Genomic DNA, 25,484 nt, shown 5'->3' with positions numbered 1-25,484 from the left:
GTCGGCGCTACTGGCCGACGGGCGGCGCCGGCGCTCGGCCGACGGCCCCGCACCCTGTCGAAGTGGCCTTCGTCGCGAGCGGCGGCCGCCGTCAGGGGGTGAACCGCACCTCGGGGTTGGCGGCGCTCGGCCCGTCGAGCAGGGGCTGCGGGATGCCCTTCAGCTGGAGGTCGAAGAACGCCCCGACGTACTGCCGGGTGAGGGAGACGGCCCGTCGGCCTTCGATGGTGCTCTCCGGGTCCTTGGGGACGTCGAGCCCGTCGGTGAACAGCGGGAAGTCGGTGAAGCTGCTGTGGCCGGTGCCGTCGACGGTCAGCCAGCGCTTCCAGCCGTCCAGCCGGGACCAGGCCTCGGTCCAGGTGCCGTCCTCGCCGCCGCCGGCCAGCGGGTGGCCCATCATCAGGTACGGCTTGCCGCCGATGCCGGAGTCGGGTACCGCGTAGTCCATGGTGCCGTCCAGGTCCACCCCGGCCCGGATCCGGTCGTCGGTGAGCAGGGCCGGGACGGTGGCGGCGCCGCCGGCGGAGTGCCCGGCCATGGCGATCCGGTCGCGGTCGATCAGACGGGCGTAGCGCCAGGCGGGGTGCGGCCGGTCGGTCAACCGGTCGATGACGAAGGAGACGTCCTTCGCCCGGCTCGCGTCCAGGCCCGCCCAGTCCTCCCGGGTCCTCAGCTTCCCGCACAGGTCGCAGGGGATGGTCTGCCCGTCGGGGAAGGTGGTTCCGGTGTTCTCGTAGGTGTGGTCGACCAGGGCGACGACGTAGCCGCGGCTGGTCAGGTCCTCGGCGAGGCTGCTGAGCGTGGCGCGCGGCATGGTGAAGCCCGGGGACAGGACGACCAGCGGGTAGTGGCCGCCCTGCGGGCGCGCCCCGGACTTGGCCCACGTCCGGGTGCCGGACACGGCCTCCGTCGGGATGGTGTTGCCCGGCAGCTTGTCGTCCAGCAGGGCCCGGGCGGCGGCGGGCGTCATGTAGGGCGCGGGGGTGCCCGTTCCGGCGCGCGCGGGGTAGTACATCGAGACCATGAGTTGGCGCGGACCGGCGGAGGGCACCCATGGGTCCGGACGGTTCTTGTCCACCAGGTGCAGTACCTCCTGCCCGACCGCGTACGGCCCGGTGGGGCGGGGGAGTTCGATCCGGGCGGAGGCCCGGGTGTCCGTCCCCGAAGAGGCGGGCGCGGTGGCGGAGTTGACGGGCGGTGCCGAGGCCAGGGCGGGCGCGGCAGCGGCGACGGACAGCGGCAGTGCGAGCAGCAGGGCCGCTGCGGCGGCGGTCGTGCGGAGTCGACTCATGTCAGTGACGGTAGTTCGCCCGCAAGGGAGCTGACGTCCACTCAGCGGCGTACTGGTCCCTTCCGGGAAGGACGGGCGGTGCCCCTAGGGGGGTGGCTCCGGGCTCGGTCGGTCACCCGGCGGATGCCGTCCGGAGGTCCTCCAGGAAGCCGGCGACCGCGCGGGCGTTGAGCACCGGGAAGGTGAGCGGCAGGCCGGCCGAGTGCGTCCGGATCTCCAGCTCGCCGAATCCGGAGGCTCGGGCCGAGCACACCTCCGTCCACCGGTGGACCTCCTTCGCGGCGAGCGGGTGCGGTGGCCGGTGCACCAGCCCGCAGGCCGTCACCGTCAGCCGCCCCCGTACGAAGCGGACGCTCCCCTCGGCGCGCAGCGTCTCGTGCAGGCCGGCCCGGAGGCCGGGGGAGAGGCGCTCCTCCAGCTCATCGAAGAGCTCGCCCAGCCCGTGCAGGTGCGCCAGCGCCAGCGGCTCGTCCGCACCGGCCGGCCATATTCGCCCGTGCTCCTGCCCCCCGTGCGGCCCTCCCGGGGTGTACGGGGTGTACTCGGTGGCCTCGATCGCACGCCAGGGCAGTGGGTCCTCCTGGCCGCCTGCCTGGACCAGCACCAGCCCGCCCTCGTGGACCCGTACCGACCGCAGCCCGGGCGCGGGCCGCAGCCGCTCGTACCCGCTCACCGCGACCACGCCCGCGGCGGCCAGCAGGGGCGCGGGCCACCAGTCACCGAGCGCCAGGCAGATGGCCAGGGAGGCGGCCACCCCGCAGGAGTGCAGCCACACCCGCGCCGCCCGGGACAGCGGCCGCAACCGCCGGTGCACCCGCACCAGCGGCCCGAGCCGGCCGACCGACCCGGTCGAACCTGCCGACTCGGCCGACTCGGCCGAACCCGCGAAACCCGTGGGATCCGCCGAACCCGCGAAACCCGTGGGATCCGCCGAACCCGGGGAACCCGGGGAACCCGTCGCACCGGTGGCACCCGTCGTGCCGACCGAACCGGCTGACCGCACCCGCGCCGTCGACCACGTCACCGCCATGTCGGCCCCCTCTCACTCGACGGACTCCCATCCGGAACCCCGACTGTCGGATCCCCAGCATCGACCGCCGCAGCCCCTGGCGACAGTGCCAATCAGCACCTTTTGGCCCGAATCGACCCCGCCGTCATCTCGCCCCGGCCGAGCCCTCCCGCCGCGGGGGTGGGTGCGGGGAAGGCGGGCGCCTCCCGCGCCGGGTGACAGCACGACCGCCATGACGAGCTCCTTCCGCTCCGCGGGCCCCGGGCAGGTCCGCAAGCTCAGGATCGACCACGCGTCGCGCCCGACAACAGTGCCGATCGGCACATTCCGGGCGATGGGGAAAGCGACCGGGAAGCGCAAGGACGCCGAGACGGGAAGCAAAGGCAGAGCGGGGCCGCGACGCCGGGGCCGGAGCCGGCGAACACCCTCAGCCCGCCGTCGCGAACCCGTTCTGCAGCCTGCGCAGCAGTGCCGTGCCCGCCGGATCCGCCGAGCGCCGGGTGTTGACCAGCACCACCACGCCCACCTGCTTCTCCGGATCGAAGGCCACGAACGAGCGGAATCCGCCGGTGCCCCCGTTGTGCCAGATCTGGAGGTGTCCGCCCTGCTGGGTGTGCAGCCGGTGCCCGAGCCAGCCCAGGTGCGTCCAGGCGAAGGGGTTGACCCGGTGGCGGGTCTCCCGGGTGAGGGCGATCGCGGGCGACAGCGGCGCCTCCGGCTCGCGCTCGGCGGCCAGTTGGGCCCGCAGGAACGTCGTCAGGTCGGCGGCGGTCGACCGCAGGCCGCCCATGCCGGGCACGTCCGCGAAGGTCCAGTGCGGCACCGGTCGGCCGCCAGGCGTGTGCCCGTGCGCCACCCGCGCGGACTGCTCCCGGTCCGACCGCACGCAGGTGTCCGCCAAGCCCAGCGGAGCGCAGACCTCGCGCGCCACCAACTCCTCGAACCCGAGGCCGGACCGCCGCGCGAGGGCCAGGCCGAGCAGCCCCGCGCCGAGGTTGGAGTAGCGGAATCCGCGCCCGGGCGTGGTCCGCAACCGGGTCCGCGCGAGCCCGTCGAGCACCCGCTCGGCGGTGCAATCGGCGTACGGGTCGGGCCTGTTGGGCGACAGCAGCGACGGTGCCAGCATGCCCCTGGGCAGCCGGGGGAGCCCCGAGGTGTGGGTGGCGAGGTGCCGCAGGGTGATGGGCTGCGGTCCCTTGGCGGGGACGGCGGCACGGCCGTCCGGGGCCCCGCCGAGCACCTCGGCGAGCGGTTCGTCCAGCCGCACCGCACCGTCGAGGGCCAGCCGCGCCAGTACGAGTGAGGTGAACACCTTGGTGACGGAGCCTATGTCGAACAGCGTGTGCGGCCCGGGCACCCCGCCGCCCGGACCGGTCCGTCCGGCGCCGCGGATCTCCACGTCGCCGCCGGCCAGTCCGGCGACCACCGCACCGACGTGTCGGCCCGCGAGCCGGTCGGCCGTCTGCTGCACGAGGCAGGCGAGTTCGTTCATGCTCGCGAGCCTAGGCGCCCGCAGCGGCATGATCATCCGACCGGAATAGGATTTCGACCCCCTCCGATACGCCTGCGGGGGGACGCCCGGGGGGACGCCCGGGTGGACGTGCGCCGCCGCACCCCCTCAGCCCTCCAGGGCCTCCCGGAGCCGAGCCGCGACCTCCGCCGCGCCCGCCTCGTCCGGGTACCGCCGCCGGGGCCAGAAGAACCCGCGCAGCCCGTCCTTCGGATTGCGCGGCACCACGTGGACGTGCAGGTGCGGCACCGACTGACTGATCCGGTTGTTCGCCGCCACGAAGCTGCCCGCCGCGCCCAGCCCGCGCTCCACGGCCGCCGCCACCCGCTGGACCCGCAGGAAGAACGGTCCGACCTCGGCCGCCGGCAGGTCGGCGAGCGTCGGGTGGTGGGCGCGCGGCACGACCAGGACGTGCCCGGGGAACAGCGGCCGACGGTCCAGGAAGGCCACCGCCGCCTCGTCGTCCAGTACCCGGTGCGCCGGCTCCTCGCCCGCCACCACGGCACAGAAGACGCAGTCCATCCGTCCATTCAAACCACCGGCGACCGCCCCGGCACCTCCGCGAACCCCCGCGGATCCGGCTTCACCCGTCCGGCTGCGGCCCGGGTGCGGGCGCCGAGGTCCGGGGCGCACGGTGGCGCCGGGGGCCGGACAGCGGGCGCACCGCGCGCTCCACGACGAGGCCCCGCGAGGACGAGGAGGTGGCCCGGATGGCGGGCAAGTTCGAGATCTACCAGGACGCCGGCGGCAAGTACCGGTTCCGGCTCAAGGCGGGCAACGGCGAGATCGTCGCCACCGGCCAGGGCTACGCCAGCAAGGACGCGGCCCACAAGGGCGTCGAGGCGGTTCAGCGGGCCGCCGACGGCGCGTCCGTGGTGGACGTTCCCAAGGCGGCCTGAGACCCGGGGCCGGCGCGGGCCCGCGCCCCCGAACGGGCCGGGCCCGCCGCCAGGACCCGCCGCCCACCACCCGACGGGCCGCCCGCCCGCATCCGACGAGCCGCCCGCCCACCCGACGAGCCGCCCCCGGCCGCTCACTCGTACCGGTACAGCAGCGCCTCCCGCTCGTACTGCTCGATGATCTCCACGGTCAGCGATTCGTCCCGCAGGTGCGAGAGCGTGACCTCCGCCGAACTCGGCTGCGCGTCCCCGGCGAGCCAGTTCTCCGGCTTCCACGCCGAGGAGCGCAGGAAGGCCTTCGGGCAGTGCCCGTACACCTCCTCGACGGCGACCACGATCGCGCTGCGCGGCGGCTTGCCGACGGCGGTCAGCTGCCGCAGCAGCTCCGGGTCGGTGGAGACGCAGGCCCGTCCGTTGACCCGCAGGGTGGCGTCCCGGCCGGGGACGACGAAGAGCAGTCCGACCCGGCCGGTCTCCAGGACGTTGTGCAGGGTGTCCAGCCGCTTGTTGCCGGTGGCGTCCGGGATGGCCAGGGTGTACTCGTCGAGCACCGAGACCAGCCCTGCCGGCCCGCCGCGCGGGGAGACGTCGCAGCGCCCGGCGGCGTCCGTGCTGGCCACGAAGACCAGCGAGGAGCAGGCGATCAGGCGCTGGGCGACCTCGTGCAGGCGGTCGACCTGCTTGCGGCGCGCCTGCTCGCCGGGCTGCTCGTAGACCTCGCGCAGCTGGGCGGGCTCGCTGAGCGCGCCCGCCCGGAGGGCGTCGAACAGGCTGCCCGGCCGGTCCGGTGCGGTGGTTGACGGAGCGGTAGATTCCGGTGTGGTCGTCATACCGCGAATGTAGCCGAGCCCGCTCGGCGGGCCTCGCTCCCGCAGCCCGCTCCCGGCGCCGGAAGTCCTCCGTGAAATCTCGGCGCCACCCCTCCCCACCAGCGGTTTTCCGCTCATAATGGGGCCAGGGACTGCTGGGTCCTGGCTGCTGTGCCAGGAACCGGCGGGAGCACGGACGCCAGCCGGAGGTGGTGGTCGTGATCGTGAGGATCTGGACCGGACAGGTCCTGACCGGTCGCCTCGAGGAGTTCTGCGCGCACCTGGCCGCCCAGGTGATCCCGCAGCTCGGGCGGACCGACGGCTGCTTCGGCGGCGAGCTGCTGCGCTCGGTGCCCGAGGACCGGCACCGGGTGCTGGTGCTGAGCCGCTGGCGCGACGAGGAGGCCCTGCGCGGGTACGCGGGGCCGATGTGGCGGATCCGGCCGGTCTGGTCGGAGGGCGAGCTGAGCTACCTCGCCCACCCCCCGGAGGTCACCCACTTCACGTCGATCACCACCCCCGCGCCCCGCTGAGGAGGGCGCGCCCCGCCCCCGGCGGCCGGAGCACCCCGCCCCGCGGCCGGAGCACCCCGCCGCGCATTCCCCGCAAGCCCGTGAAACAGACCACAGCGGAAGGCTCTCCCTGCGCTTGCGTCGACCGTGGCACAATGACGGCATCAAGCAGTGACGTTCAGCGCACTCCGGGGTCGGTGAAAATCCGAACCGGCGGTTACAGTCCGCGACCCGTCCGCAGCCAGCGGCCGGTTGACCAGGTGAAATTCCTGGACCGACGGTTAAAGTCCGGATGGGAGGCGTGCGCGGGCGGACGAAGAGCAGTACCCGTGGGTCCGACGGCAGGAGACTGCCTCCCGGTCCACGGCCAGGTGTACGGCGGGAGCGGTGTCTCCCGTGCCGGGCGAGCGATCTCCCGGCGGCCTCGGCATCCCCGGCGACGGGTCGTGCCCCGGGCCGGTGCGCCGGTGCCCGTCCGCGTCATCTCCCATGCCACCCCGGAGTCCGCGCCCAAGCGCGAGGAGAACCCGGGTGTTCACCGGCATCATCGAAGAGCTCGGCGAGGTCGTGTCGATCGTGGAGATCGGCGACTCCTCGCGGATCCGCCTGCGCGGCCCGGTGGTCTGTACGGGTGCCCGGCACGGCGATTCCATCGCGGTCAACGGCGTGTGCCTGACCGTCGTCGACAGCGCGCCGGAACTGGCCGCCGGCACCGGTGAGTTCAGTGCCGACGTGATGGCCGAGACGCTGCACCGTTCCAGCCTCGGCGAGTTGGCGCCCGGCTCCCGGGTCAATCTGGAGCGCGCCATGGCGCTCGGTGCCCGGCTGGGCGGCCACCTCGTCCAGGGCCATGTCGACGGCACCGGGCGGCTGTTGAGCCGTGAGCCCGGCGAGCGCGACGCGGCGGGCGAGCTGCGCTGGGAGGTGCTGCGGTTCTCGCTGCCCGACTCGATCTCCCGCTACCTGGTGGAGAAGGGCTCGATCACGGTCGACGGCGTCAGCCTCACCGTGGTGGAGGCGGCGAAGGACAGCTTCACCGTGAGCCTCATCCCGACCACCCTGGCGCTGACGACGCTCGGTGCCAAGGCCGTCGGGGAGAGCGTCAACCTGGAGGTGGACGTGCTCGCGAAGTACGTCGAGCGGCTCCTGGAGTCCCGCGCCCTGCCGAACCTGCCCGCCGCCCCCTCCGCCGGGGCCGGCCCGTCCGCCGACTCCGCCCCGTCCACCCTGTCCGACCTGCCGACCGGCACAACCCCGGGGGAGTCCAAGTGAGCTGGCTCAGCGGCGAGGCGTTCACCGTCCTCGGCGAACACGTCAAGTGGGCCGACATGTTCGGCAACATCCTCGGCCTCGGCGGGCTCGCGCTCGGCTGGCGCCGCTCGGTCTGGAGCTGGCCGGTCCAGCTGCTGTCCGGCGCGGTGCTGATCGCGGCCTACTTCGGCGGCCACGTCCCCGGCCTGATCGGCAAGCAGCTGATCGTGATCGTCACCGCCGCCTGGGGCTGGGCGCAGTGGCAGCGGGGCCGCCGCGAGGGCGGCTCGATCGCCGTTCGGTTCGCGAGCTGGCCCGAGCGGCTGGTGCTGGCGGCGGGGACGGCGGCCGGCACGGTCGCGCTGGCCCTGCTCTTCACGTCCTTCCCCAGCCTGTCCTGGAGCCCCTGGTCGGACGCCTACATCTTCGTCGGCACGCTGGCCGCGATGGTCGCCCAGGCCCGCGGCTGGGTGGAGTTCTGGTTCGCCTGGATCGCGGTCGACGCGGTGGGCGTGCCGTTCGCCTTCAACAGCGGCTACACCTTCTCCGGCCTCACCTACTCCGTCTACTTCGTCCTGGTGCTGCTCGGCCTGCGGTCCTGGTGGCTGAGCACCCGTGAGCCGCGCGCCAAGTCCGCCAACGTCCCGCAGGGAGCCACGGCATGACCGAGATGACCGAGAACCAGTCCAGCGACGGTGCCACCACCGGCCCCGCCCCCGCCACCGAGTCCGCCGCGACGCCCGAACTCGTCCTCGACCCGGTCGAGCGCGCGATCGCCGACATCGCCCTCGGCCGTGCCGTGGTCGTGGTCGACGACGAGGACCGGGAGAACGAGGGCGACCTCGTCTTCGCCGCCTCCGCCGCGACCCCCGAGCTGATGGCCTTCACCATCCGCTACAGCTCCGGCGTGATCTGCGCCCCGATGACCGGCGAGGAGCTGGACCGCCTCAAGCTCCCCCCGATGACCCAGGTCAACGAGGACCGCAAGGGCACCGCGTACACCGTCTCGGTGGACGCCCGGGAGGGGGTCGACACCGGCATCTCCGCCGCCGACCGCGCCCGTACCGTCCGGCTGCTCTCCTCGCCCGGCACCGAGCCCGGCGACCTGACCCGCCCCGGGCACGTCTTCCCGCTGCGCGCCGTCGAGGGCGGCGTGCTGGTGCGCCCCGGCCACACCGAGGCCGCCGTCGACCTGGCCCGGCTCGCGGGGCTGTCGCCGGCCGGCGCGATCGCCGAGGTGGTCAACGACGACGGCACCATGGCCAGGCTGCCCGAGCTGGTCGCCTTCGCCCGCGAGCACGGCCTGGCGATCATCTCGATCGAGGACCTGATCGCCTACCGCCGCCGCACCGAGCTGCACGTCGACCGGGCCGCCACCACCGCCCTGCCCACCGAGCACGGGGAGTTCACGGCCGTCGGCTACCGGGGCACCCTGGACGGCGTCGAGCACCTCGCGCTGGTGGCTTCCGGCGGCCCGGCCGGCGGTCTGGACGCCTCGGGCCGGCTGCCGGACGGCGAGGACGTCCTGGTCCGGGTCCACTCCGAGTGCCTGACCGGCGACGTCTTCGGTTCGCTGCGCTGCGACTGCGGCCCGCAGCTGGAGTCCTCGCTGAAGCGGGTCGCCGAGGCCGGTCGCGGCGTGGTGCTGTACCTGCGCGGCCACGAGGGGCGCGGGATCGGCCTGGCCCACAAGCTGCGCGCGTACGAGCTGCAGGAGCAGGGACGGGACACCGTCGACGCCAACCTGGACCTCGGCCTGCCCGCCGACGCCCGCGACTACAGCATCGCGGCCCAGATGCTGGCGGACCTCGGCGTCCGCTCGCTCACCCTGCTCACCAACAACCCCGAGAAGCTGACCGCGCTCACCGAGCACGGGCTCAAGGTCAAGGGGCGCGAGGCGGTCGAGGTCACGCCCGGCGAGCACAACCTGCGCTACCTGCGCACCAAGCGCGACAGGATGGGCCACGACCTGCCCGGTCTGGGCTCCTGAACCACCACACCCACCCGCACGACTGAACGGACGAGAGACATGAGCGGCCACGGAGCCCCCCAGCTGACCATCGAAGGCGCCGCCGACCTCAAGGTCGCCGTCGTCGCCGCCCAGTGGCACGACCAGGTGATGAACGGCCTGCTGGACGGCGCCCACCGCGCGCTCAAGGAGCTGGGCGTCGTCGAGCCGACCGTGCTGCGGGTGCCCGGCACCTTCGAGCTGCCGGTGGCCGCCAAGCGCCTCGCCGAGCGCGGCTACGACGCCGTCGTCGCCCTCGGCGTGGTCGTGCGCGGCGGCACCCCGCACTTCGACTACGTCTGCCAGGCGGCCACCTCCGGCCTCACCCAGGTCAGCGTCGACACCGGTGTCCCGGTCGGCTTCGGCGTCCTGACCTGCGACAACGAGGAGCAGGCGATCGACCGCGCGGGCCTGCCGGGCTCCCGCGAGGACAAGGGACACGAGGCCGTCACTGCGGCCGTCGCCACCGCCGTGGCGCTGCGCGCCGCGCTCTGATCACAGTCCGTGCGGTCCCGGGGCGTGGACGTCCACCCGACTGTCCACGCTCCGGGACCGTTTACCGTCCGTCCGCCCGCACGCCGTAAGGTGGGCCCATCATGGCTTCGAAGACATTCGAGGAGCTCTTCGCCGAGCTCCAGCAGAAGGCCGCCACCGGCGACCCCTCGTCCTCCCGTACCGCGCAGCTCGTCCAGCAGGGCGTCCATGCGATCGGCAAGAAGGTCGTCGAGGAGGCCGCCGAGGTCTGGATGGCCGCCGAGTTCCAGTCGGACGAGCAGACGGCGGAGGAGATCTCCCAGCTCCTCTACCACCTTCAGGTGATGATGATCGCCCGTGGCCTGAAGCTCGACGACGTCTACAAGTACCTCTGAGCACCTACCCCCAGAGAAACCCGGAGCACTCCGGAGCACTCCGGAGCACCTGGGCAACCGCCCGGAGAGCTCCCGCTCGTCCGGGCAACACCCCTCCCAACAGGTAAGGAAGCAACCTCCCATGCTGCGCATCGCCGTCCCCAACAAGGGTTCTCTCTCGGGTCCCGCGGCGGAGATGCTCCATGAGGCCGGCTACCGCCAGCGGAAGGACCCCAAGGAGCTCGTCCTCGTCGACCCGAACAACGAGGTGGAGTTCTTCTTCCTCCGTCCGCGCGACATCGCGGTCTACGTCGGTTCGGGCCGCCTCGACGTCGGCATCACCGGCCGCGACCTGCTGCTGGACTCGCACTCCAACGCCGAGGAGGTGCTCGCCCTCGGCTTCGCCGGGTCGACCTTCCGTTTCGCCCGCCCCGAGGGCGTGGACGTCGAGGACGTCAAGGGCCTGGAGGGCCTGCGGATCGCCACCTCGTACACCGGTCTGGTCGAGCAGCACCTGGCCGACCACGGCGTGAAGGCGACGGTCACCAAGCTGGACGGCGCGGTCGAGACCGCGGTGCAGCTGGGCGTCGCCGACGTGATCGCCGACGTGGTGGAGACCGGCACCAGCCTGCGCAACGCGGGCCTGGAGGTGTTCGGCGAGCCGATCCTGATCTCCGACGCGGTGGTGATCCGGCCCAAGGGCGCCGGTGAGGACCCGCGGGTGGAGCAGTTCCTGCGCCGCCTCCAGGGCGTGCTGGTGGCCCGCCGCTACGTGCTGATGGACTACGACATCCGCGCCGAGAAGGTCGGCGCGGCCGTCGCGCTCACCCCGGGCCTGGAGTCGCCGACCGTCTCGCCGCTGCACACCGAGGGCTGGGTCGCGGTGCGTTCGATGGTGCTCCGCAAGGAGGCCCAGCAGATCATGGACGACCTGTGGGGCATCGGCGCCCGGGCCATCCTGGTCACCAACATCCACGCCTGCCGCCTCTGAGCGGCGGCTCGTCCACCGCTTCCGACCAGCGCGTACGGGTGACCTGCGCGCCGGCTCGTGAGTAAAGAACGGTTCAATGGGGCGGGGACGCCGACCGCGTCCCCGCCCCTCGTGCTGCCGCCACCAGAGCCACCCCCGGAGACCCACGTGTCCACGCCGTCCGTCGAGTTCCCCGTCACCTGGGCGCCGCGCCGCACCCGCGCCGTGCTGCTGCCGGTCTGCGTGCTGCTGGTGGTGCTGTTCTCCGCGATGGCCGTGCTGCTCCCGCAGAACTGGCAGCTCAACGACCGGATCATGATGGTCTCCAGCGGCCTGCTGTTCGCCGGCGTCGGCCTGATGCTGGCCCGCCCCCGGGTGAGCGCCGACGAGCAGGGCGTGACGGTGGTCAACTTCGTCCGCAGCCGCCGGCTGTCCTGGGCCGAGATCGTCCGGGTCAACTTCCGCCAGGGCGACCCGTGGGCCACCCTCGACCTGGCCGACGGCACCTCGCTCGCCGCGGTGGGCATCCAGTCCGGGGTCGGCAAGGACCAGGCGATCGCGCACGCCCGCGCGCTGCGCGACCTGGTCGAGCAGCGCGCCGCCGCCTGAGCCCGGGACGGGCCCCGCGGCCCCCGGCGCACAGGCCCGGCGCACCGGCCTGGCACACAGTCCCGGCGCACAGCCCCCGGAGGCCGGGCCCCGGGCGCGCTCCGGTCCGCACCGGAGGCCCTCCCACCTGGGGCTCCCCGCCCCGGTGGGCCGACCGGGCCCCTGCCTCCGTCCGGCTATGGTCTACGCTGGTAAAAGCAGGGCAAAGTTCGCCCTGCCCGAAATCGAGTGCCCGAACCCGACCTGAGGAGTGACACTCCCCCTCGATGGACGATCCGTCCGGTAGTACCTGCGCCGCCTCGCTTCCGACCTCCGGAAGGCAGGCGGCACTGTGATCACCGCCTGGCTGCTGTTGCTCGCAGCCGTTCTCCTGATCCTCGCCAACGGCCTGTTCGTGGCCGCCGAGTTCGCCTTCGTGACCGTCGAGCGCGGTGAGGTGGAACGCTCCGCGGAGACGGGCGACGTCAAGTCCCGCCGCGTCGCCAGGGCCCTGCGGCACCTCTCCTTCGAACTCTCCGGCGCCCAGCTCGGCATCACCGTCACCTCGCTGGTGGTCGGCATGCTCGCCGAGCCGGCCCTGTCGACCCTGCTCGCGCCCGTCATGTCCGGCATCGGCGTGCCCGACTCCGCCACCCGCGGCGTCGCCGTGATCGTCGGCATGGTGCTGGCCACCGTCGTCCAGATGGTGATCGGCGAGCTGGTCCCGAAGAACTGGGCGATCTCCCGCCCGCTCCAGGTGGCCCGCGCGGTCGCCGCCCCGCACATGGCCTTCTCCGTGGTCTGCCGCCCGCTGATCAGCTTCCTCAACGGCGCCGCCGACCGGACCGTCCGGGCCTTCGGCATCGAGCCGCAGGAGGAGCTCGGGCACGCCCGCACCCCGGACGAGCTGGTCTCGCTGGCCCGCCACTCGGCCAAGGCCGGTGCGATAGACGAGGAGTCGGCGACCCTGTTCGTCCGCACCCTCGCGCTGAGCGAGCTGACCGCCGAGTCCGTGATGACCCCGCGCGTGGACGTCGCCGCGCTCCAACGGGATGCCACCGCCTCCGACGTCATCAACCTGACCCGGGCCACCGGCCTGTCCCGCTTCCCGGTCTACACCGACAGCCTGGACGAGGTCGCCGGCATCGTCACGCTCAAGGACGCCCTGTCCGTCCCGGCCGCCCGGCGCGGTCTGGTGCGGGTCGGCGAGCTGGCCTCGCCGCCGCTGCTGGTGCCCGAGACGCTGCCCGCCGAGCGGCTGCTCGACCGGCTCCGCCGCCTCCAGCCGATGGCCATCGTGGTCGACGAGTACGGCGGCACCGCCGGTGTCGTCACCGTCGAGGACATCGTCGAGGAGATCGTCGGCGAGGTGCAGGACGAGCACGACCCCGACGACCACCCCGAGCTGCTCCCGCTGCCGCCGGTCAACGGCCTGCCGGTCTGGGAGGCCGACGGCCGCGCCCGGATCGACCAGCTGGAGCGGATCGGCCTGAACGCCCCGGACGGCCCGTACGAGACCCTGGCCGGTCTGGTCTCCGACCTGCTCGGCAAGCTTCCCGAGGTGGGCGAGCAGGCCGAGCTGCCCGGCTGGCGCTTCACCGTGACCGGTGTCGACCGCCACCGCACCACCGAGGTCCGGGTGGAGCGCACCACCGCGCCCGCGCAGTTCGACGAGGACCGGGAGGAGGGCCGATGACCGCCCTGCAACTGGCCGTCGCGCTGCTGCTCCTGCTCGGCAACGCCTTCTTCGTCGGCGCCGAGTTCGCCGTGGTGTCGGTGCGCCGCAGCCAGATCGAGCCGCTCGCCGAGGCCGGGCACAAGCGCGCCCGCGTCGTGCTGCACGCGCTGTCCAACGTCTCCGCGATGCTGGCCGCCGCCCAGCTCGGCATCACCGTCTGCTCGCTGGGCCTCGGTGCCCTGGCCGAGCCGACCATCGCCTCGCTGCTGGAGGGCCCGTTCCACGCGATCGGTGTCCCGTCCGGCCTGATGCACCCGCTCTCGTACGGGATCTCGCTCGCCGTCGTGGTCTTCCTGCACATGGTGATGGGCGAGATGGTGCCGAAGAACATGGCCATGGCCGGCCCGGAGCGGGCCGCGCTGTGGCTCGGCCCGCCGCTGGACCGGCTGGCCCGCTGGCTCGCCCCGGTGATCCGGGTGCTGAACGCCTTCGCCAACGGCATCCTGAAGCTGTTCCGGGTGGAGGCCAAGGACGAGGTCGAGTCGGTCTTCACCACCGAGCAGCTGATGTACCTGCTGGCGGACTCGCGGGACGCGGGCCTGCTCGACGAGAGCCGCCAGGAACGGCTGGAGGACGCCCTGGAACTGGGCCGCCGCCCGGTCACCGAGGTCCTGCTCGAGCCCGAGCAGCTCGTCACCGTGGACACCAAGGCGACCGCCGCCGAGGTCGAGGAACTGGCGCTGCGCACCGGCTTCTCGCGCTTCCCGGTCACCGACGGCGACCCGGCCGGCCACGGCTACCTCGGCTACGTCCACCTCAAGGACATCCTCGACGTGGAGGACCCGTCGGCGCCCGTCCCGGCCCGCCTGTGGCGGCCGATCACGGTGCTGCGCGGCAGTCTCCCGCTGGACGACGCCCTCGGGGCGATGCGCAGGGCCACCTGCCACCTGGCCGCCGTGCTGGACCAGGACGGGCGCACGCTCGGCGTGGTCATGCTGGAGGACGTCCTGGAGGAACTGGTCGGCGAGATGCACGACCCGGACCACCGCGCCACGGCCTGAGGCCCGTCCGCCGGCGGGGCTCCGGCCCCGCCGGCGGCCGCTCGGTGACGGCTGTTCGCCGGCGGCTGTTCGCCGGCGGCTGTTCGCTGACGGCGATTCCGCCCAGAGCATGCTCCCGTTCCGTGCCGACCGCCCTGCCCCCAGGGTGGTCGGCATGAGACTTCTGCTGCTGGGTGGGACCAAGTTCGTCGGCCGGGTCGTCGCCGAGGAGGCGCTGGCCAGGGGCTGGGAGGTGACCGCCCTCAACCGCGGCACGCAGCCCGCGCCCGAGGGCGTCCGGGTGCTGGTGGGCGACCGCACCGCGGAGGACGGCCTCGCGGCGCTCGGCACGGGGGAATGGGACGCGGTGCTGGACACCTGGTCCTGGGCCCCCGCGGCGGTGCGCGACAGCGCCCGCCTGCTGAACGGCCGGGTCGGCCACTACGGCTACGTCTCCAGCCGGTCGGTGTACGACTACCCGCTGGTGGCAGGGGCCGACGAGACCGCGCCGGTGGTCGGGTCCTCCCCGGACCTCACCGGCGAGGTGCCCTACGCCGAGGCCAAGCGCGGCGCGGAGCTGGCGCTGGAGGAGGAGTTCGGCGGGACGGCCCTGCTGGCCCGGGCCGGGCTGATCATCGGCCCGCACGAGAACATCGGCCGGCTGCCCTGGTGGCTCAACCGGATCGCCGAGGGCGGCCCGGTGCTCGCCCCCGGCCCGCGCGAGCTGCCCCTCCAGTACATCGACGCGCGCGACCTCGCGGCCTGGATGCTGGACGCCGCCGCGGCCCGGCTCGGCGGCCCGTACAACCTGGTCGGCCCGTCCGGCCACACCACCATGGGCGAACTGCTGGAGACCTGCGTACGGGCCACCGGCTCGGACGCCGAACTGCGCTGGACGGACCCGGAGCGGATCCTCGCCGCGGGCGTCGAGCCGTGGACCGAGCTGCCGATCTGGCTGGCGCCCGGCGAGCTGTACGACTTCCTGCACGCCGGCTCGGTCGAGCGCGCGCTCGGCGCCGGGCTGCGCTGCCGGCCGGTCGCCGAGACCGTCGCGGACACCTGGGCCTGGCTGCGCTCGATCGGGGGCAGCGCGCCGCAGCGGGCCGACCGGGTCACGGTCGGGCTGGACCGGGAGCGGGAGGCCGCGCTCCTGAACGGCTGAGCGGGCGGGCCGGTCCCCACCCGGGGGACCGGCCCGGGCCGCCGGTCAGCCCCGGCCGCCGGCCGGCCCACGCCAGCGGTCAGTGCCGGCCGTCGATCAGCTCCCCGTACGCCTGGACCAGGTCCGGCAGCCGCAGGGTGGCCAGGTCCTCCCGGCCCGGCGGCTCGCGCAGCAGCGACAGCCGCAGGTCCCGGTAGGCGCAGGACTTCTCGTACAGGGTGCGGATGAACCGGCCGTTGCCCAGCTCGTCGATCCAGCCCTCGCGGACCACGTGGACGCAGATGCTGGCCAGTTCCTCGGCGGCGTCCTCGTCCCAGCCGTCGCCGTCCCGGCCGGCCAGCGCGGCGCCGATGGCGGTCAGCTCGCCGGGGCGGTAGCTGGGGAAGTCGACCCGGGTGGTGAAGCGGGAGTTGAGGCCCGGGTTGGTGGCGAGCAGCCGGTTCATGCCCTCGGGGTAGCCGGCCAGGATCACCACCAGCCGGTCCCGGTTGTCCTCGGCGCGCTTGAGCAGCACCTGGAGCGCCTCGTCGCCGTACGCGTCGCCCTTGGTGTAGCCGGAGTTGGAGAGGCTGTACGCCTCGTCGATGAACAGCACGCCGTCCAGCGCGGAGTCGATCAGCTCGTTCGCCTTCACGGCGGTCTGGCCGAGGAACTCGCCGACCAGGTCGGCGCGTTGGGCCTCCACCAGGTGGTCGCCGGAGAGCAGGCCGAGGGCGTGGAAGACCCGGCCGAGGATGCGGGCCACGGTGGTCTTGCCGGTGCCCGAGGGGCCGGAGAAGACGAAGTGGCGCTTCGGCGGCTGGACGGGCAGGCCCTCCTCGGCCCGCAGCCGGGACATCCTCAACTGGGCGGACAGCGCCCGCACCTGGCGCTTGACCGGCTCCAGCCCGACCATCAGCGAGAGTTCGGCCAGGGCCGCGTCCAGCTCCCGCTCGTCGCCGCCGGTCCGCGGCTCGGGCGCGGCCGCGGTCCGGGGCTGCACCCGGCCGAGGGCGGGCAGCGACGGCGGCAGGGCGGGGCCGGTCGGCGCGCCCTGACCGGAGCGCTCGCCGGCGGCCTGCGGGGCCCCGTCGGCCGGGGCGCCGTCCGGTGAGGCGCCGCCGGCCATCGCGCCGTCCAGCAGGGCGCCACCGGTCAGGGCGCCGTCCGCCGGGGGCCCGTCCGGCAGCCCGGCGTCGACCAGTCCGGCGTCCACCGAGGGCCCGCCGCCGGAGGGCAGACCGCCGAGCGGTCCGCCGAGGGGCCCGGAGAGCGGCCCGCCGCCCGGAACCCCGGCGGTCGACACCCCGTCGCCGGAGACGGTCGCGCCGCTCGGCCCGCCCGCGTCCCCGAACTCCCCGCCGTACCCCGGCATCCCGGCGAAGCCGGTCTCGTCCGGGTATCCGGGGTCGAGGCCCGGCCCGCCGGGTGCGGCGTCGGCCGTCCCCGGTCGCCCGCCCGCCGACAGGCCGTCCACGAGCCCGTCCAGGCCGTCGGTGAGGCCGTCCGCGAGCGCGTCCTCGGCCGCTATGGCCGCCAGCCGCGCCGCGGTGTCCATGAACGCCGGGTCCGCCCGGTGCACCGCCCGGTAGAGCGGCAGCGCCGCGGCGCTGCGCCCGGCTCCCTCGTACGCCCGGGCCAGCCAGTACCGCAGTTCCTTGCGCTGCGGCTGCTCGGAGCGGCAGCGGGCCAGTGAGGCGGCGAGCGGGGCCTGCGCCTGGGCGCACATGTCGAGGCGCACCCGCGCCATGCCGGCGAACAGTCCGGCCTCGATGCCGAGCAGCGGGTCGTCCAGCAGGCGGTCGGTGTCCCGGATCAGCTGCTCCCAGTCCTTGAGCAGGTAGGACCGGCAGGCGTACAGGAAGCGGGCGGACGGGTCCTCGCTGGGCGCCGGGCACTGTTCCAACGCCCGGTCCAGCTCGGCCAGGTGGCGGCCGTCCAGCCAGTGCGAGGCGTGCGCCAGCGCGAGGTCGCGGGCGTCCTCCAGCACCGGCTGCACCCACCAGCCCAGCCAGTACCAGGAACTGAGCGGCCGTCGGTGCAGCCGTCGCTGCTCGCCGAACCGTTTCTGGTGGCGGTACATGGCGAGCAGCGCGGCCGAGGTGTCGCTGCGCAGCGCGTGCAGCCCGAGCCAGGCGTCGGCCATGCCCGGGTCCAGCCGGACGGCGGCCCGGAACTCCTCCTCGGCCCGGGTGTACGCACCGGCCGTGTAGGCGTCCATGGCGCGCAGCCAGGCGCGGTCGGCGAGCCGGTCCGGCCCGCCCGCCGTGCTGTCGGAACTGTCCACCGTCGTCACTCACGCCCCCCGCGGTGCGGCCCGGGGCTCGGCCGGCGAGTCGCCCGCGCCCAGCCCGGCCGGTGGTCGTAGACCTGTGCGGCGCATGTGCGCCTGCCAGGAATCGTACCGGCGCGGCGCTGATCCGGAAGGGTGCCGCACAGGGTCAAATGCGATCGCGCGAGCGCCCGTTGAGCGGCCGGGCGACGGAAGCGGCGGCGGGGGAGCGAGTTTCGGAAGGGGACCGGGCGGCGCCCCCGGCTCACGGGGGAACAAGCCGGGGGCGCCGGGTCCGAGGCGACCGGAATCTTTCGTTCCGGTGGCTGAGGAGAACCTAGATCCTGGCGATGTCGCAGGTCAAGGCGATGGTTGAAGATTCACCGACGGTGCCCGCGGCGATCCGGCCGGTCACCCCGTCGACCCGCGTCGCGGCGTACGGACGGCTCGGGTCGGCGGCGAAATGCGCCGATTCGGCCCGGGCCCAGCCCGCCCAGAACTCGGCCAGTTCCGGACCGTCCCGCTCCTCCCCGCGGCGCCGGGCCGAGACGGCGTCCAGCTCCATCCAGACCACCCGCGCCAGCCACGGCCGCACCGCCCGCCGTCCGGCGCCGACCCCCTCCACCAGTACCACCGGGGCGGCCGGCACCGCGGCCGTGCCCGCGAAGCGGCGCAGCGTCCAGTCGTACACCCGGTACTCGGCGTCCCGCCCGGCCGCCAGCGGCTCCAGCACCTGCTCGCGCAGCCGTTCGGTCCAGTCGAAGGGCTGCTCGTGGGTGGCCAGGTCGTCGAGGTGGACCACCGGGGCCCCGCCCAGCGCCGCCGCCAGCCGCCCGGCGAAGGTGGTCTTGCCGGAACCCGCGTGCCCGTCCACCGCGACCAGCCGCACCGGCCCGCAGGAGGGCGGCAGTGCGCGCAGCTCGGCCGCGAGCACGCTCAACCGGGCGTCGGCGGCGGGCCGGAACGGGGGGCGGAAAGGTTCGAATACAGCCACAACGTCAACCCTACGGTGCCGTAGCCCGCCACTGCGTCCAGTTCATCAGTGCAGGTCGTGACGGCGGCCCGGGATTCGGGCATACTCGCCTTCGCCACGACTGTGAACGGCCGTTCACCGCAACCCGGTGCCGGTCGGTCCGACCAGCCGCACCCCACGCCGGACCGCCCGACACCTCGGCCCGGCGCCCGATCGAGGAGGCGACCGCCGCCATGACCCCCTCCCCTGTGAAAGCCGTGGAGCGCCAGCTGCCGAGCGAGGAGGCCCGTGAGCTGCTGAGCCTCACCCGGGAGCTGGTCCAGCGCGAACTCCAGCCGCGCGCGGCCGAGGACGAGGCCGCCGGCCGCTTCCCGCGGGAGGTCTTCCGCACCCTCGGCGAGGCCGGCCTGCTCTCCCTGCCGTACGACGAGAAGCACGGCGGCGGTGAACAGCCCTACGAGGTCTACCTGCAGGTCCTGGAGGAGCTCGCGAGCGGCTGGCTGGCCGTCGGCCTCGGCGTCAGCGTGCACACCCTGTCCTGCCACGCGCTGGCCACCTTCGGCACCGACGAGCAGCGCGACGCCTGGCTGCCCGCCATGCTCTCCGGCGAGCAGCTGGGCGCCTACTGCCTCTCCGAGCCGCAGTCCGGCTCGGACGCGGCCGCGCTGCGCACCCGCGCCGACCTCGACGGCGACGCGTACGTCGTGAACGGCACCAAGGCGTGGATCACCCACGGGGGCCGGGCCGACTTCTACAGCGCCCTGGTGCGCACCGGCGTCGACGGGCCCAAGGGCATCAGCTGCCTGCTCGTCCCCGGCACCCAGCAGGGCCTGTCCGCGGCGCCGCCCGAGCACAAGATGGGCATGCGCTCCTCGCCCACCGCGCAGCTGCACTTCGACGGCGCCCGGGTGCCCCGCGAGCGGCTGATCGGCGAGGAGGGGCAGGGCTTCCAGATCGCGCTCGCCGCGCTGGACTCCGGCCGCCTCGGCATCGCCGCCTGCGCGATAGGCGTGGCCCAGGCCGCGCTCGACCTCGCGGTGGACTACGCCCGCACCCGGCGCCAGTTCGGCCGTCCGATCGCCGACTTCCAGGGCCTGTCGTTCATGCTCGCCGACATGGCCACCCAGATCGAGGCCGGCCGCTCGCTCTACCTGGCCGCGGCCCGGCTGAAGGACGCCGGCCGGCCGTTCTCCAAGGAGGCGGCGATGGCCAAGCTGTTCTGCACCGACGCGGTGATGCGGGTCACCACCGACGCCGTCCAGGTGCTCGGCGGCTACGGCTACACCCAGGACTTCCCGGCCGAGCGCTACATGCGCGAGGCCAAGGTGCTGCAGATCGTCGAGGGCACCAACCAGATCCAGCGCCTGGTGATCGGCCGGCACCTCACGAAGGGCTGACGCCCTCCCCCCACACGGCCTCCGGCCGTCACTCCAGGGTGCGGAGTGACGGCCGGAGGCGTTCGCCCGTCCTGGCGGGGCGTCAGCTCGCCCTGGCGGCGCGGCCGGTCAGCGCCGGACGACGGCGGCGCTGCTCCGGGATGGCGGACCGCAGCGCCGCGACCGTCGGGGCGGCGGGCGCCACCGGGGCGCCCTGGGGGACCGCGGAGAGCCGCACCGGGCGGTGGGCGACGGCGTGCGAGAACGGCTGGGTGCGCCAGTCCAGCCCGCTCGGGAGCTTGAACAGCGCGTCGAAGCCGGCCGGTTCGGCGTCCTCCGGGGCCTCGACCTCGGCCAGGTCGTCCGTCGGCGCGCCCGAGCCCGGGCAGATCGCGGGGGCGAAGGGGTTCCAGGCGGTCGGCAGCAGTGCGTGCTGCGGAAGCCGGTCCTCGTCCGCCACCAGGGCGATCGGCCGCCGGCACTCCGGGCAGTCGACCCGGAAGATGTCCCAGTTCTCCGCCTCGCCGGGGTCGGTGCCCGGCATGTGGTCGACCGCGAGGTCCTCGCGGTCGGTCATATCGTCGGTCTCGTCGGCGCCCAGCACGCGCTGGTCAGTAGCAGGCATGAGGATCCCCCTAGGATCGGGCCCGGCGTGGTCGTCCAGGGCCACAACCAGCACTTCCCTGCGATCCGGACTCATAACCCTGCGGTCTCGCGCACCGTGATGCACCGGGTGTGTCCTTGGCCACACCGGATGCCACATTCGCCCGGCATGTGCCCGCCCGGCACCTGCGATCCTGCCCCGTGCCACCTCGTGCGCCCCCCGTGCTCCCGACCGGGTAGGTTTGCGCACTGTGGAGGATCTCGACCAACGCATCGTCCAGCTGCTCCTAGAGGACGGCCGGATGAGCTACACGGACCTGGGCAAGGCCACCGGCCTGTCCACCTCGGCGGTGCACCAGCGGGTGCGCCGCCTCGAACAGCGCGGGGTGATCCGCGGCTACACCGCGATCATCGACCCCGACGCCGTCGACCTGGCACTGACGGCGTTCATCTCGGTCAAACCCTTCGACCCGAGCGCCCCGGACGACACCCCGGAACGGCTGGCCGGCCTGCCCGAGATCGAGGCCTGCCACAGCGTCGCCGGCGACGAGAACTACATACTCAAGGTCCGCGTCGGCGCCCCCGGCGACCTGGAGGACCTGCTCGCCCGCATCCGCAGCGCCGCAGGCGTCTCCACCCGCACCACCGTCGTCCTGTCCACCCCCTACGAGGCGCGGCCCCCGAAGCTCTGAAACCGCGGGCCGGTCTCCGCGGAGGAACCGGTGACGTGCAGACTTGGCGACATGACCGAACGCACCTCACGAACCGTCCTGCTGCGCGGCGGCGCCGTCTACAGCCCCGCCGACCCCTTCGCCACCGCGATGCTCGTGGAAGGCGGGCACGTCGCCTGGGTCGGCAGTGACGGCGCCGCCGAGGCGTACGCCGCGACCGCCGACGAGATCGTCGAGCTGGACGGTGCCCTGGTCACCCCCGCCTTCGTGGACGCCCACGTGCACGCCACCGCCACCGGCCTGGCGCTCACCGGCCTCGACCTCACCGGCAGCCCCTCGCTGGCGGCCACCCTGGCCGCCGTCACCGCCTTCGTCGACGCCCGGCCGGAGTCCGGCGGGGTGCTGATCGGCCACGGCTGGGACGAGACCGGCTGGCCCGAGGGCCGCCCGCCCACGCTCGCCGAACTCGACGCCGCCGCCCGCGGCGCCGCGCTCTACCTCTCCCGCACCGACGTGCACTCCGCGCTGGCCACCACCGCGCTGCGCACCCTCACCGAGGGCCTGGCCGAGGCGCCCGGCTTCGACCCCGAGGGCCCGCTCACCAAGGACGCCCACCACGCCGTGCGGCAGACCGCGCTGGCCCGCCTCACCCCCGAGCAGCGCCGCCAGGCCCAGCGCGCGACCCTCGCCCGCGCCGCCGAGCTCGGCATCGGCGCCCTGCACGAGTGCGCCGGCCCGGAGATCTCCTCCGAGGCCGACCTGACCGCCCTGCTGGCCCTGGCCGCCGAAGGAGAAGGGCCCGAAGTCTTCGGCTACTGGGGCGAGTTGGGCGGGGTGGAGACCGCCCGCAGGCTCGGCGCGGTGGGCGCCGGCGGCGACCTCTTCGTGGACGGCGCGCTCGGCTCGCACACCGCGTGCCTGCACGCCCCGTACGCCGACGCCGAGCACACCGGCACCTCCTACCTGACCGCCGAGCAGGTCGCCGACCACGTCGCCGCCTGCACCGAGGCCGGGCTCCAGGCCGGGTTCCACGCCATCGGCGACGCGGCCGTCGCCGCCGTGATCGAGGGCGTCCGGGCGGCCGGCACCAAGGTCGGAGCCGACCGGGTCAAGGCGCTGCGCCACCGCGTCGAGCACGCCGAGGCGCTCGACGACGCGGCCGTCGCCGCCTTCACCGAGCTCGGCCTGACCGCCTCCGTCCAGCCCGCGTTCGACGCCGCCTGGGGCGGGCCCGAGGGCATGTACGTCCAGCGCCTGGGCGCTGAGCGGGCGGCCGCCCTCAACCCCTTCGCCGCGCTGCTGCGGGCCGGCGTCCCGCTGGCCTTCGGCTCGGACGCCCCGGTCACCCCGCTCGACCCCTGGGGCACCGTCCGCGCCGCCGCCTTCCACCGGACCCTGGACCACCGGATCTCGGTGCGGGCCGCCTTCACCGCCCACACCCGGGGCGGCTGGCGCGCCGTCGGCCGGGACCAGGACGGCGTGCTCGTCCCCGGCGCCGTCGCCAGCTTCGCGATCTGGGCGGCCGGCGAACTGGTCGTCCAGGCCCCCGACTCCCGGGTCGCGGGCTGGTCCACCGACCCGCGCTCCGGCACCCCCGGCCTGCCCGACCTCACCCCGGGCCACCCGCTGCCGACCTGCCTGCGCACCGTGGTCCGCGGCCGCACGGTGTACCGGCGCTGAATCCTGCGGAACGGCGTGCGGGCGCGGCCCGGGTTGATCGCACGACCGACCTGGTACCCGCCGGCTTCACCGTCCCGCGCGAGCTGCTCGCCCGGAGTTCCGCCTGGAGCCCCTGGGTGAGCGGCACAACGCCTCCGACCACGCCGCCTGGACCGTGGGGGCTCCGGTGGGCAGCACCGGGTGTGCGGCGGTCCCCACCGGAAGACCCCCGCTCCATCGCCCGCATCCGCGCCACCCCCGGCTGGGCCGGCCGCCGCCGCCCCCCCCCGCCGAGGGCATGCCGCTGGAGCAGAACCTCGGTGACCTGCGCCGGCACGCGGCCGACTTCGAGGCCCGGACCGGCTTCGCCCACACCGTCCTGGAGCCCGACCGGGACGAGGTGATCGGCTGCGTCCGCATCTGCCCGGACCGCGAGGACCCGTCCGCGGTCCCGGTCAGCTCCTGGGCCCGGGCCGACCGCGCGCACCCGGACGCCCCGCTGTACCGTGCCGTCTCCGACTGGCTCGCCGGGCACCGGCCGCTGCGCGGGGTCCGCTACGCCCCGCGCTGACCCGGGGCCGGCCGGCCGGGCCCTACCACCCTGACCTCACGGGTCACCGACGTTCCGGGGTACCTTCTTCGCACAGCGTCCGAACTGCAAGCCCCAGGAAGATGGTGCGCCGGTGGCCACTCCCGTCACCAAGGAACGGCCCGAGGCCGTCCCCGAGCCGCCGGAGCCGGCGTCCCGACCCGGCCGCGGAGCCCGCGCACTCGCCAAGGTCCGGGCCGGGCTGCCCCGGACCGGCCTCGCCGCCCTGGCCGGCCTGCTGCTGGCGCTCGCCTTCCCGCCCTACGACCTGTGGCCGCTGTCGCTGCTCGGTGTCGCCGCGCTCTCGCTGCTGACCCGGGGCCGTACCTTCCGCCAGGGCCTGTGGACCGGCTTCGCCTTCGGCCTGCCGTTCTTCCTGATGCTGCTCAGCTGGCTGCGGGTGGTCGGCTGGGACGCCACGATCGGCCTGTCCGTCGTGGAGGCGCTGTTCCTGGCCCTGCTCGGCGGCGCCCTGGCCGTCGCCTCCCGGCTGCCCGGCGCGCCGCTCTGGGCGGCCTGCCTGTGGGTCACCCAGGAGTGGGCCCGGGACCGGCTGCCGCTCGGCGGCTTCCCCTGGGGCCGGCTCGCCTTCGCCAACACCGCGACCCCGTACACCCCGCTGGCCGCGCTCGGCGGTGCCCCGCTGGTGACCTTCGCGGTCGCCCTGTCCGGCACCCTGCTGGCCTGGGCCGCGCTGCGGCTGCGCGGGCCGGGGAAGGCCCCGAGGGCGGCCGCGCTGGCGGCGCTCGGCGCGGTGGCCGCGCTGCTGGCCGGCTACCTCGTCCCGGTGCCCACGGCCGCCGCCGACACCGTCAAGGTCGCCATCGTCCAGGGCAACGTGCCCAACCCGGGGATGGACTTCCTGGGCCGCCCGATGATGGTCCTCAACAACCACGCCGCGGCCACCGAGCGGCTCGCCGCCGACGTCAGGGCCGGCAAGGTCGAGCGCCCCGACATCGTGATCTGGCCGGAGAACTCCTCGGACCTCGACCCGTTCAGCGACCCGCTGGCCCGGCAGCGGATCGACGAGGCGGTCCGGGCGATCGGCGTGCCCACCCTGGTCGGCACCCTGGTGGACGGCCCGGACGCCCAGCACGTCCAGAACGAGGGCATCGTCTGGGACCCGGTCACCGGTCCCGGCGCCTCCTACACCAAGCAGCACCCCGTTCCGTTCGGCGAGTACGTGCCCTTCCGCGACCAGCTGATGAAGGTGATCACCCGCCTCCAGCGGGTCGCCCGGGACTTCTACCCCGGCGACCACAACGGCGTGATGCAGCTCGGCCCGGCCAGGATCGGCGACGTGATCTGCTTCGAGGTCGCGTACGACGAGATCGTCCGCGACACCGTGGACAGCGGCGCCCGGGTCCTGGTCGTCCAGACCAACAACGCCACCTACGCCCGGACCGGCCAGCCCGAGCAGCAGCTGGCGATGAGCCGGCTGCGGGCCGTCGAGCACGGCCGGGCGGTGCTGATCGCCGCCACCAGCGGCATCAGCGCGGTGATCGGCCCGGACGGCGGCGTCCGGCAGCGCACCGAGGAGCTGACGCCGGCCGAGCTGTCGGCCACCGTCCCGCTGCGCGACGGCACCACGGTGGCCGACCGGGTCGGCGCCGCCCCGGAGTGGACGCTGGCCGTCGGAGGCCTGCTGGCCTGCGGCGCTGCCGTGCTGATCGGCCGCCGCAAGAAGGCCGCCGCCGGAACACCCGCCGCGCAGGAATCGTTGGACCAGGTGGTGCCGTAGCCGGCCCGGACCTCCCGTGCGGCGCGCAGAGCACCGCTTGGAGTGG

At 74.4% G+C, this 25,484-nt stretch carries 25 protein-coding genes and 1 riboswitch; of the genes, 17 read left to right on the top strand and 8 right to left on the bottom strand.

Annotation, left to right across the window (positions count from 1 at the left end):
* Window positions 1-91: 91 nt before the first annotated feature.
* The 4 genes from ACWD4P_RS24450 to ACWD4P_RS24435 form a co-directional block, all read right to left on the bottom strand.
* Window positions 92-1,291, bottom strand: coding sequence for an alpha/beta hydrolase family protein (locus ACWD4P_RS24450; protein ID WP_449781043.1), 1,200 nt, complete (start codon window positions 1,289-1,291; stop codon window positions 92-94).
* 112 nt (window positions 1,292-1,403) lie between these two features.
* Window positions 1,404-2,105, bottom strand: a complete 702-nt coding sequence (locus ACWD4P_RS24445; protein ID WP_449781042.1) for a hypothetical protein — start codon at window positions 2,103-2,105, stop codon at window positions 1,404-1,406.
* Window positions 2,106-2,727: 622 nt separating this feature from the next.
* The gene (locus ACWD4P_RS24440; RefSeq protein WP_449781041.1) at window positions 2,728-3,792 is read right to left on the bottom strand and encodes a serine hydrolase domain-containing protein; all 1,065 of its coding nucleotides are present in this window, start codon (window positions 3,790-3,792) and stop codon (window positions 2,728-2,730) included.
* A gap of 126 nt (window positions 3,793-3,918) precedes the next feature.
* Complete coding sequence (locus tag ACWD4P_RS24435; protein WP_359824717.1) at window positions 3,919-4,332, bottom strand: HIT family protein; 414 nt, start codon at window positions 4,330-4,332, stop codon at window positions 3,919-3,921.
* Between the two features lie 188 nt (window positions 4,333-4,520).
* Here ACWD4P_RS24435 and ACWD4P_RS24430 point away from each other — a divergent pair, with 188 nt between their 5' ends.
* On the top strand, window positions 4,521-4,709 hold the full coding sequence (locus ACWD4P_RS24430) for a YegP family protein (RefSeq protein ID WP_359824719.1): 189 nt from the start codon (window positions 4,521-4,523) through the stop codon (window positions 4,707-4,709).
* Window positions 4,710-4,843: 134 nt separating this feature from the next.
* Here ACWD4P_RS24430 and ACWD4P_RS24425 read toward each other — a convergent pair whose 3' ends face one another.
* Window positions 4,844-5,539 (bottom strand): MSMEG_1061 family FMN-dependent PPOX-type flavoprotein, encoded by a 696-nt coding sequence (locus ACWD4P_RS24425; RefSeq protein WP_359824722.1) that lies wholly within the window; start codon window positions 5,537-5,539, stop codon window positions 4,844-4,846.
* Between the two features lie 197 nt (window positions 5,540-5,736).
* Between ACWD4P_RS24425 and ACWD4P_RS24420 the strand changes: the two genes are divergently transcribed.
* From ACWD4P_RS24420 to ACWD4P_RS24370, 11 genes are all read left to right on the top strand, one after another.
* Window positions 5,737-6,051: an antibiotic biosynthesis monooxygenase family protein gene (locus ACWD4P_RS24420; protein WP_359824723.1), complete on the top strand. Its 315-nt coding sequence runs from the start codon at window positions 5,737-5,739 to the stop codon at window positions 6,049-6,051.
* A gap of 159 nt (window positions 6,052-6,210) precedes the next feature.
* Window positions 6,211-6,338, top strand: a riboswitch (FMN riboswitch).
* Between the two features lie 223 nt (window positions 6,339-6,561).
* Window positions 6,562-7,302, top strand: coding sequence for a riboflavin synthase (locus tag ACWD4P_RS24415; RefSeq protein WP_359824726.1), 741 nt, complete (start codon window positions 6,562-6,564; stop codon window positions 7,300-7,302).
* Window positions 7,299-7,946: a nicotinamide mononucleotide transporter family protein gene (locus tag ACWD4P_RS24410; RefSeq protein WP_449781040.1), complete on the top strand. Its 648-nt coding sequence runs from the start codon at window positions 7,299-7,301 to the stop codon at window positions 7,944-7,946. The genes ACWD4P_RS24415 and ACWD4P_RS24410 overlap by 4 nt, the downstream gene beginning before the upstream one ends.
* Complete coding sequence (locus tag ACWD4P_RS24405; protein WP_449781039.1) at window positions 7,943-9,271, top strand: bifunctional 3,4-dihydroxy-2-butanone-4-phosphate synthase/GTP cyclohydrolase II; 1,329 nt, start codon at window positions 7,943-7,945, stop codon at window positions 9,269-9,271. The genes ACWD4P_RS24410 and ACWD4P_RS24405 overlap by 4 nt, the downstream gene beginning before the upstream one ends.
* 39 nt (window positions 9,272-9,310) lie before the next feature.
* Entirely contained in the window at window positions 9,311-9,784 is a 474-nt protein-coding gene (ribH, locus tag ACWD4P_RS24400; protein ID WP_449781038.1) for a 6,7-dimethyl-8-ribityllumazine synthase, read from the top strand.
* Window positions 9,785-9,885: 101 nt separating this feature from the next.
* Window positions 9,886-10,158 (top strand): phosphoribosyl-ATP diphosphatase, encoded by a 273-nt coding sequence (locus tag ACWD4P_RS24395; RefSeq protein ID WP_359824735.1) that lies wholly within the window; start codon window positions 9,886-9,888, stop codon window positions 10,156-10,158.
* A 121-nt stretch (window positions 10,159-10,279) separates the two neighbouring features.
* Window positions 10,280-11,128: an ATP phosphoribosyltransferase gene (gene hisG, locus ACWD4P_RS24390; protein ID WP_359824737.1), complete on the top strand. Its 849-nt coding sequence runs from the start codon at window positions 10,280-10,282 to the stop codon at window positions 11,126-11,128.
* Window positions 11,129-11,275: 147 nt separating this feature from the next.
* A complete protein-coding gene (locus ACWD4P_RS24385) occupies window positions 11,276-11,716 on the top strand; it encodes a PH domain-containing protein (protein ID WP_359824739.1) in 441 nt (146 codons plus the stop codon).
* A 331-nt stretch (window positions 11,717-12,047) separates the two neighbouring features.
* Complete coding sequence (locus ACWD4P_RS24380) at window positions 12,048-13,391, top strand: hemolysin family protein (protein ID WP_359824742.1); 1,344 nt, start codon at window positions 12,048-12,050, stop codon at window positions 13,389-13,391.
* Window positions 13,388-14,434: a hemolysin family protein gene (locus tag ACWD4P_RS24375; RefSeq protein WP_359824744.1), complete on the top strand. Its 1,047-nt coding sequence runs from the start codon at window positions 13,388-13,390 to the stop codon at window positions 14,432-14,434. The genes ACWD4P_RS24380 and ACWD4P_RS24375 overlap by 4 nt, the downstream gene beginning before the upstream one ends.
* 154 nt (window positions 14,435-14,588) lie before the next feature.
* Window positions 14,589-15,575 (top strand): NAD-dependent epimerase/dehydratase family protein, encoded by a 987-nt coding sequence (locus tag ACWD4P_RS24370; protein ID WP_359824747.1) that lies wholly within the window; start codon window positions 14,589-14,591, stop codon window positions 15,573-15,575.
* Between the two features lie 79 nt (window positions 15,576-15,654).
* Here the strand turns inward: ACWD4P_RS24370 and ACWD4P_RS24365 are convergent, their stop codons facing one another.
* On the bottom strand, window positions 15,655-17,775 hold the full coding sequence (locus ACWD4P_RS24365; RefSeq protein WP_449781046.1) for an AAA family ATPase: 2,121 nt from the start codon (window positions 17,773-17,775) through the stop codon (window positions 15,655-15,657).
* 388 nt (window positions 17,776-18,163) lie between these two features.
* Window positions 18,164-18,766, bottom strand: coding sequence for a uridine kinase family protein (locus ACWD4P_RS24360; protein ID WP_449781045.1), 603 nt, complete (start codon window positions 18,764-18,766; stop codon window positions 18,164-18,166).
* A 266-nt stretch (window positions 18,767-19,032) separates the two neighbouring features.
* Here ACWD4P_RS24360 and ACWD4P_RS24355 point away from each other — a divergent pair, with 266 nt between their 5' ends.
* On the top strand, window positions 19,033-20,196 hold the full coding sequence (locus tag ACWD4P_RS24355) for an acyl-CoA dehydrogenase family protein (RefSeq protein ID WP_449781037.1): 1,164 nt from the start codon (window positions 19,033-19,035) through the stop codon (window positions 20,194-20,196).
* A gap of 82 nt (window positions 20,197-20,278) precedes the next feature.
* On the opposite strand, the gene ACWD4P_RS24350 is transcribed toward ACWD4P_RS24355, so the two are convergent.
* On the bottom strand, window positions 20,279-20,800 hold the full coding sequence (locus ACWD4P_RS24350; protein ID WP_359827373.1) for a hypothetical protein: 522 nt from the start codon (window positions 20,798-20,800) through the stop codon (window positions 20,279-20,281).
* A 229-nt stretch (window positions 20,801-21,029) separates the two neighbouring features.
* Between ACWD4P_RS24350 and ACWD4P_RS24345 the strand changes: the two genes are divergently transcribed.
* The 4 genes from ACWD4P_RS24345 to lnt all read left to right on the top strand — a co-directional run bounded on the left by ACWD4P_RS24345 (window position 21,030) and on the right by lnt (window position 25,438).
* Entirely contained in the window at window positions 21,030-21,470 is a 441-nt protein-coding gene (locus tag ACWD4P_RS24345) for an Lrp/AsnC family transcriptional regulator (RefSeq protein WP_045694655.1), read from the top strand.
* Window positions 21,471-21,521: 51 nt separating this feature from the next.
* Window positions 21,522-23,129: an amidohydrolase gene (locus ACWD4P_RS24340; RefSeq protein WP_449781036.1), complete on the top strand. Its 1,608-nt coding sequence runs from the start codon at window positions 21,522-21,524 to the stop codon at window positions 23,127-23,129.
* A gap of 277 nt (window positions 23,130-23,406) precedes the next feature.
* Window positions 23,407-23,679 (top strand): hypothetical protein, encoded by a 273-nt coding sequence (locus tag ACWD4P_RS24335; protein WP_449781035.1) that lies wholly within the window; start codon window positions 23,407-23,409, stop codon window positions 23,677-23,679.
* Between the two features lie 112 nt (window positions 23,680-23,791).
* Entirely contained in the window at window positions 23,792-25,438 is a 1,647-nt protein-coding gene (gene lnt / locus ACWD4P_RS24330) for an apolipoprotein N-acyltransferase (protein ID WP_359827368.1), read from the top strand.
* Window positions 25,439-25,484 lie beyond the last annotated feature (46 nt).

This window comes from Kitasatospora sp. NPDC002543 (genome assembly GCF_053594915.1).
This window is presented reverse-complemented; position numbering and strand designations above follow the sequence as displayed.

What these genes read in the sequence shown, in the direction of transcription:
- ACWD4P_RS24365 (WP_449781046.1), bottom strand. Translation starts at nt 17,775, where the DNA reads ATGGACGCCTACACGGCCGGTGCGTACACCCGGGCCGAGGAGGAGTTC.
- ACWD4P_RS24440 (WP_449781041.1), bottom strand. Translation starts at nt 3,792, where the DNA reads ATGAACGAACTCGCCTGCCTCGTGCAGCAGACGGCCGACCGGCTCGCG.
- ACWD4P_RS24370 (WP_359824747.1), top strand. Translation starts at nt 14,589, where the DNA reads ATGAGACTTCTGCTGCTGGGTGGGACCAAGTTCGTCGGCCGGGTCGTC.
- ACWD4P_RS24435 (WP_359824717.1), bottom strand. Translation starts at nt 4,332, where the DNA reads ATGGACTGCGTCTTCTGTGCCGTGGTGGCGGGCGAGGAGCCGGCGCAC.
- hisG (WP_359824737.1), top strand. Translation starts at nt 10,280, where the DNA reads ATGCTGCGCATCGCCGTCCCCAACAAGGGTTCTCTCTCGGGTCCCGCG.
- ACWD4P_RS24425 (WP_359824722.1), bottom strand. Translation starts at nt 5,539, where the DNA reads ATGACGACCACACCGGAATCTACCGCTCCGTCAACCACCGCACCGGAC.
- ACWD4P_RS24395 (WP_359824735.1), top strand. Translation starts at nt 9,886, where the DNA reads ATGGCTTCGAAGACATTCGAGGAGCTCTTCGCCGAGCTCCAGCAGAAG.
- ACWD4P_RS24450 (WP_449781043.1), bottom strand. Translation starts at nt 1,291, where the DNA reads ATGAGTCGACTCCGCACGACCGCCGCCGCAGCGGCCCTGCTGCTCGCA.
- ACWD4P_RS24350 (WP_359827373.1), bottom strand. Translation starts at nt 20,800, where the DNA reads ATGCCTGCTACTGACCAGCGCGTGCTGGGCGCCGACGAGACCGACGAT.
- ACWD4P_RS24430 (WP_359824719.1), top strand. Translation starts at nt 4,521, where the DNA reads ATGGCGGGCAAGTTCGAGATCTACCAGGACGCCGGCGGCAAGTACCGG.
- ACWD4P_RS24340 (WP_449781036.1), top strand. Translation starts at nt 21,522, where the DNA reads ATGACCGAACGCACCTCACGAACCGTCCTGCTGCGCGGCGGCGCCGTC.
- ACWD4P_RS24375 (WP_359824744.1), top strand. Translation starts at nt 13,388, where the DNA reads ATGACCGCCCTGCAACTGGCCGTCGCGCTGCTGCTCCTGCTCGGCAAC.
- ACWD4P_RS24355 (WP_449781037.1), top strand. Translation starts at nt 19,033, where the DNA reads ATGACCCCCTCCCCTGTGAAAGCCGTGGAGCGCCAGCTGCCGAGCGAG.
- ACWD4P_RS24405 (WP_449781039.1), top strand. Translation starts at nt 7,943, where the DNA reads ATGACCGAGATGACCGAGAACCAGTCCAGCGACGGTGCCACCACCGGC.
- ACWD4P_RS24335 (WP_449781035.1), top strand. Translation starts at nt 23,407, where the DNA reads ATGCCGCTGGAGCAGAACCTCGGTGACCTGCGCCGGCACGCGGCCGAC.
- ribH (WP_449781038.1), top strand. Translation starts at nt 9,311, where the DNA reads ATGAGCGGCCACGGAGCCCCCCAGCTGACCATCGAAGGCGCCGCCGAC.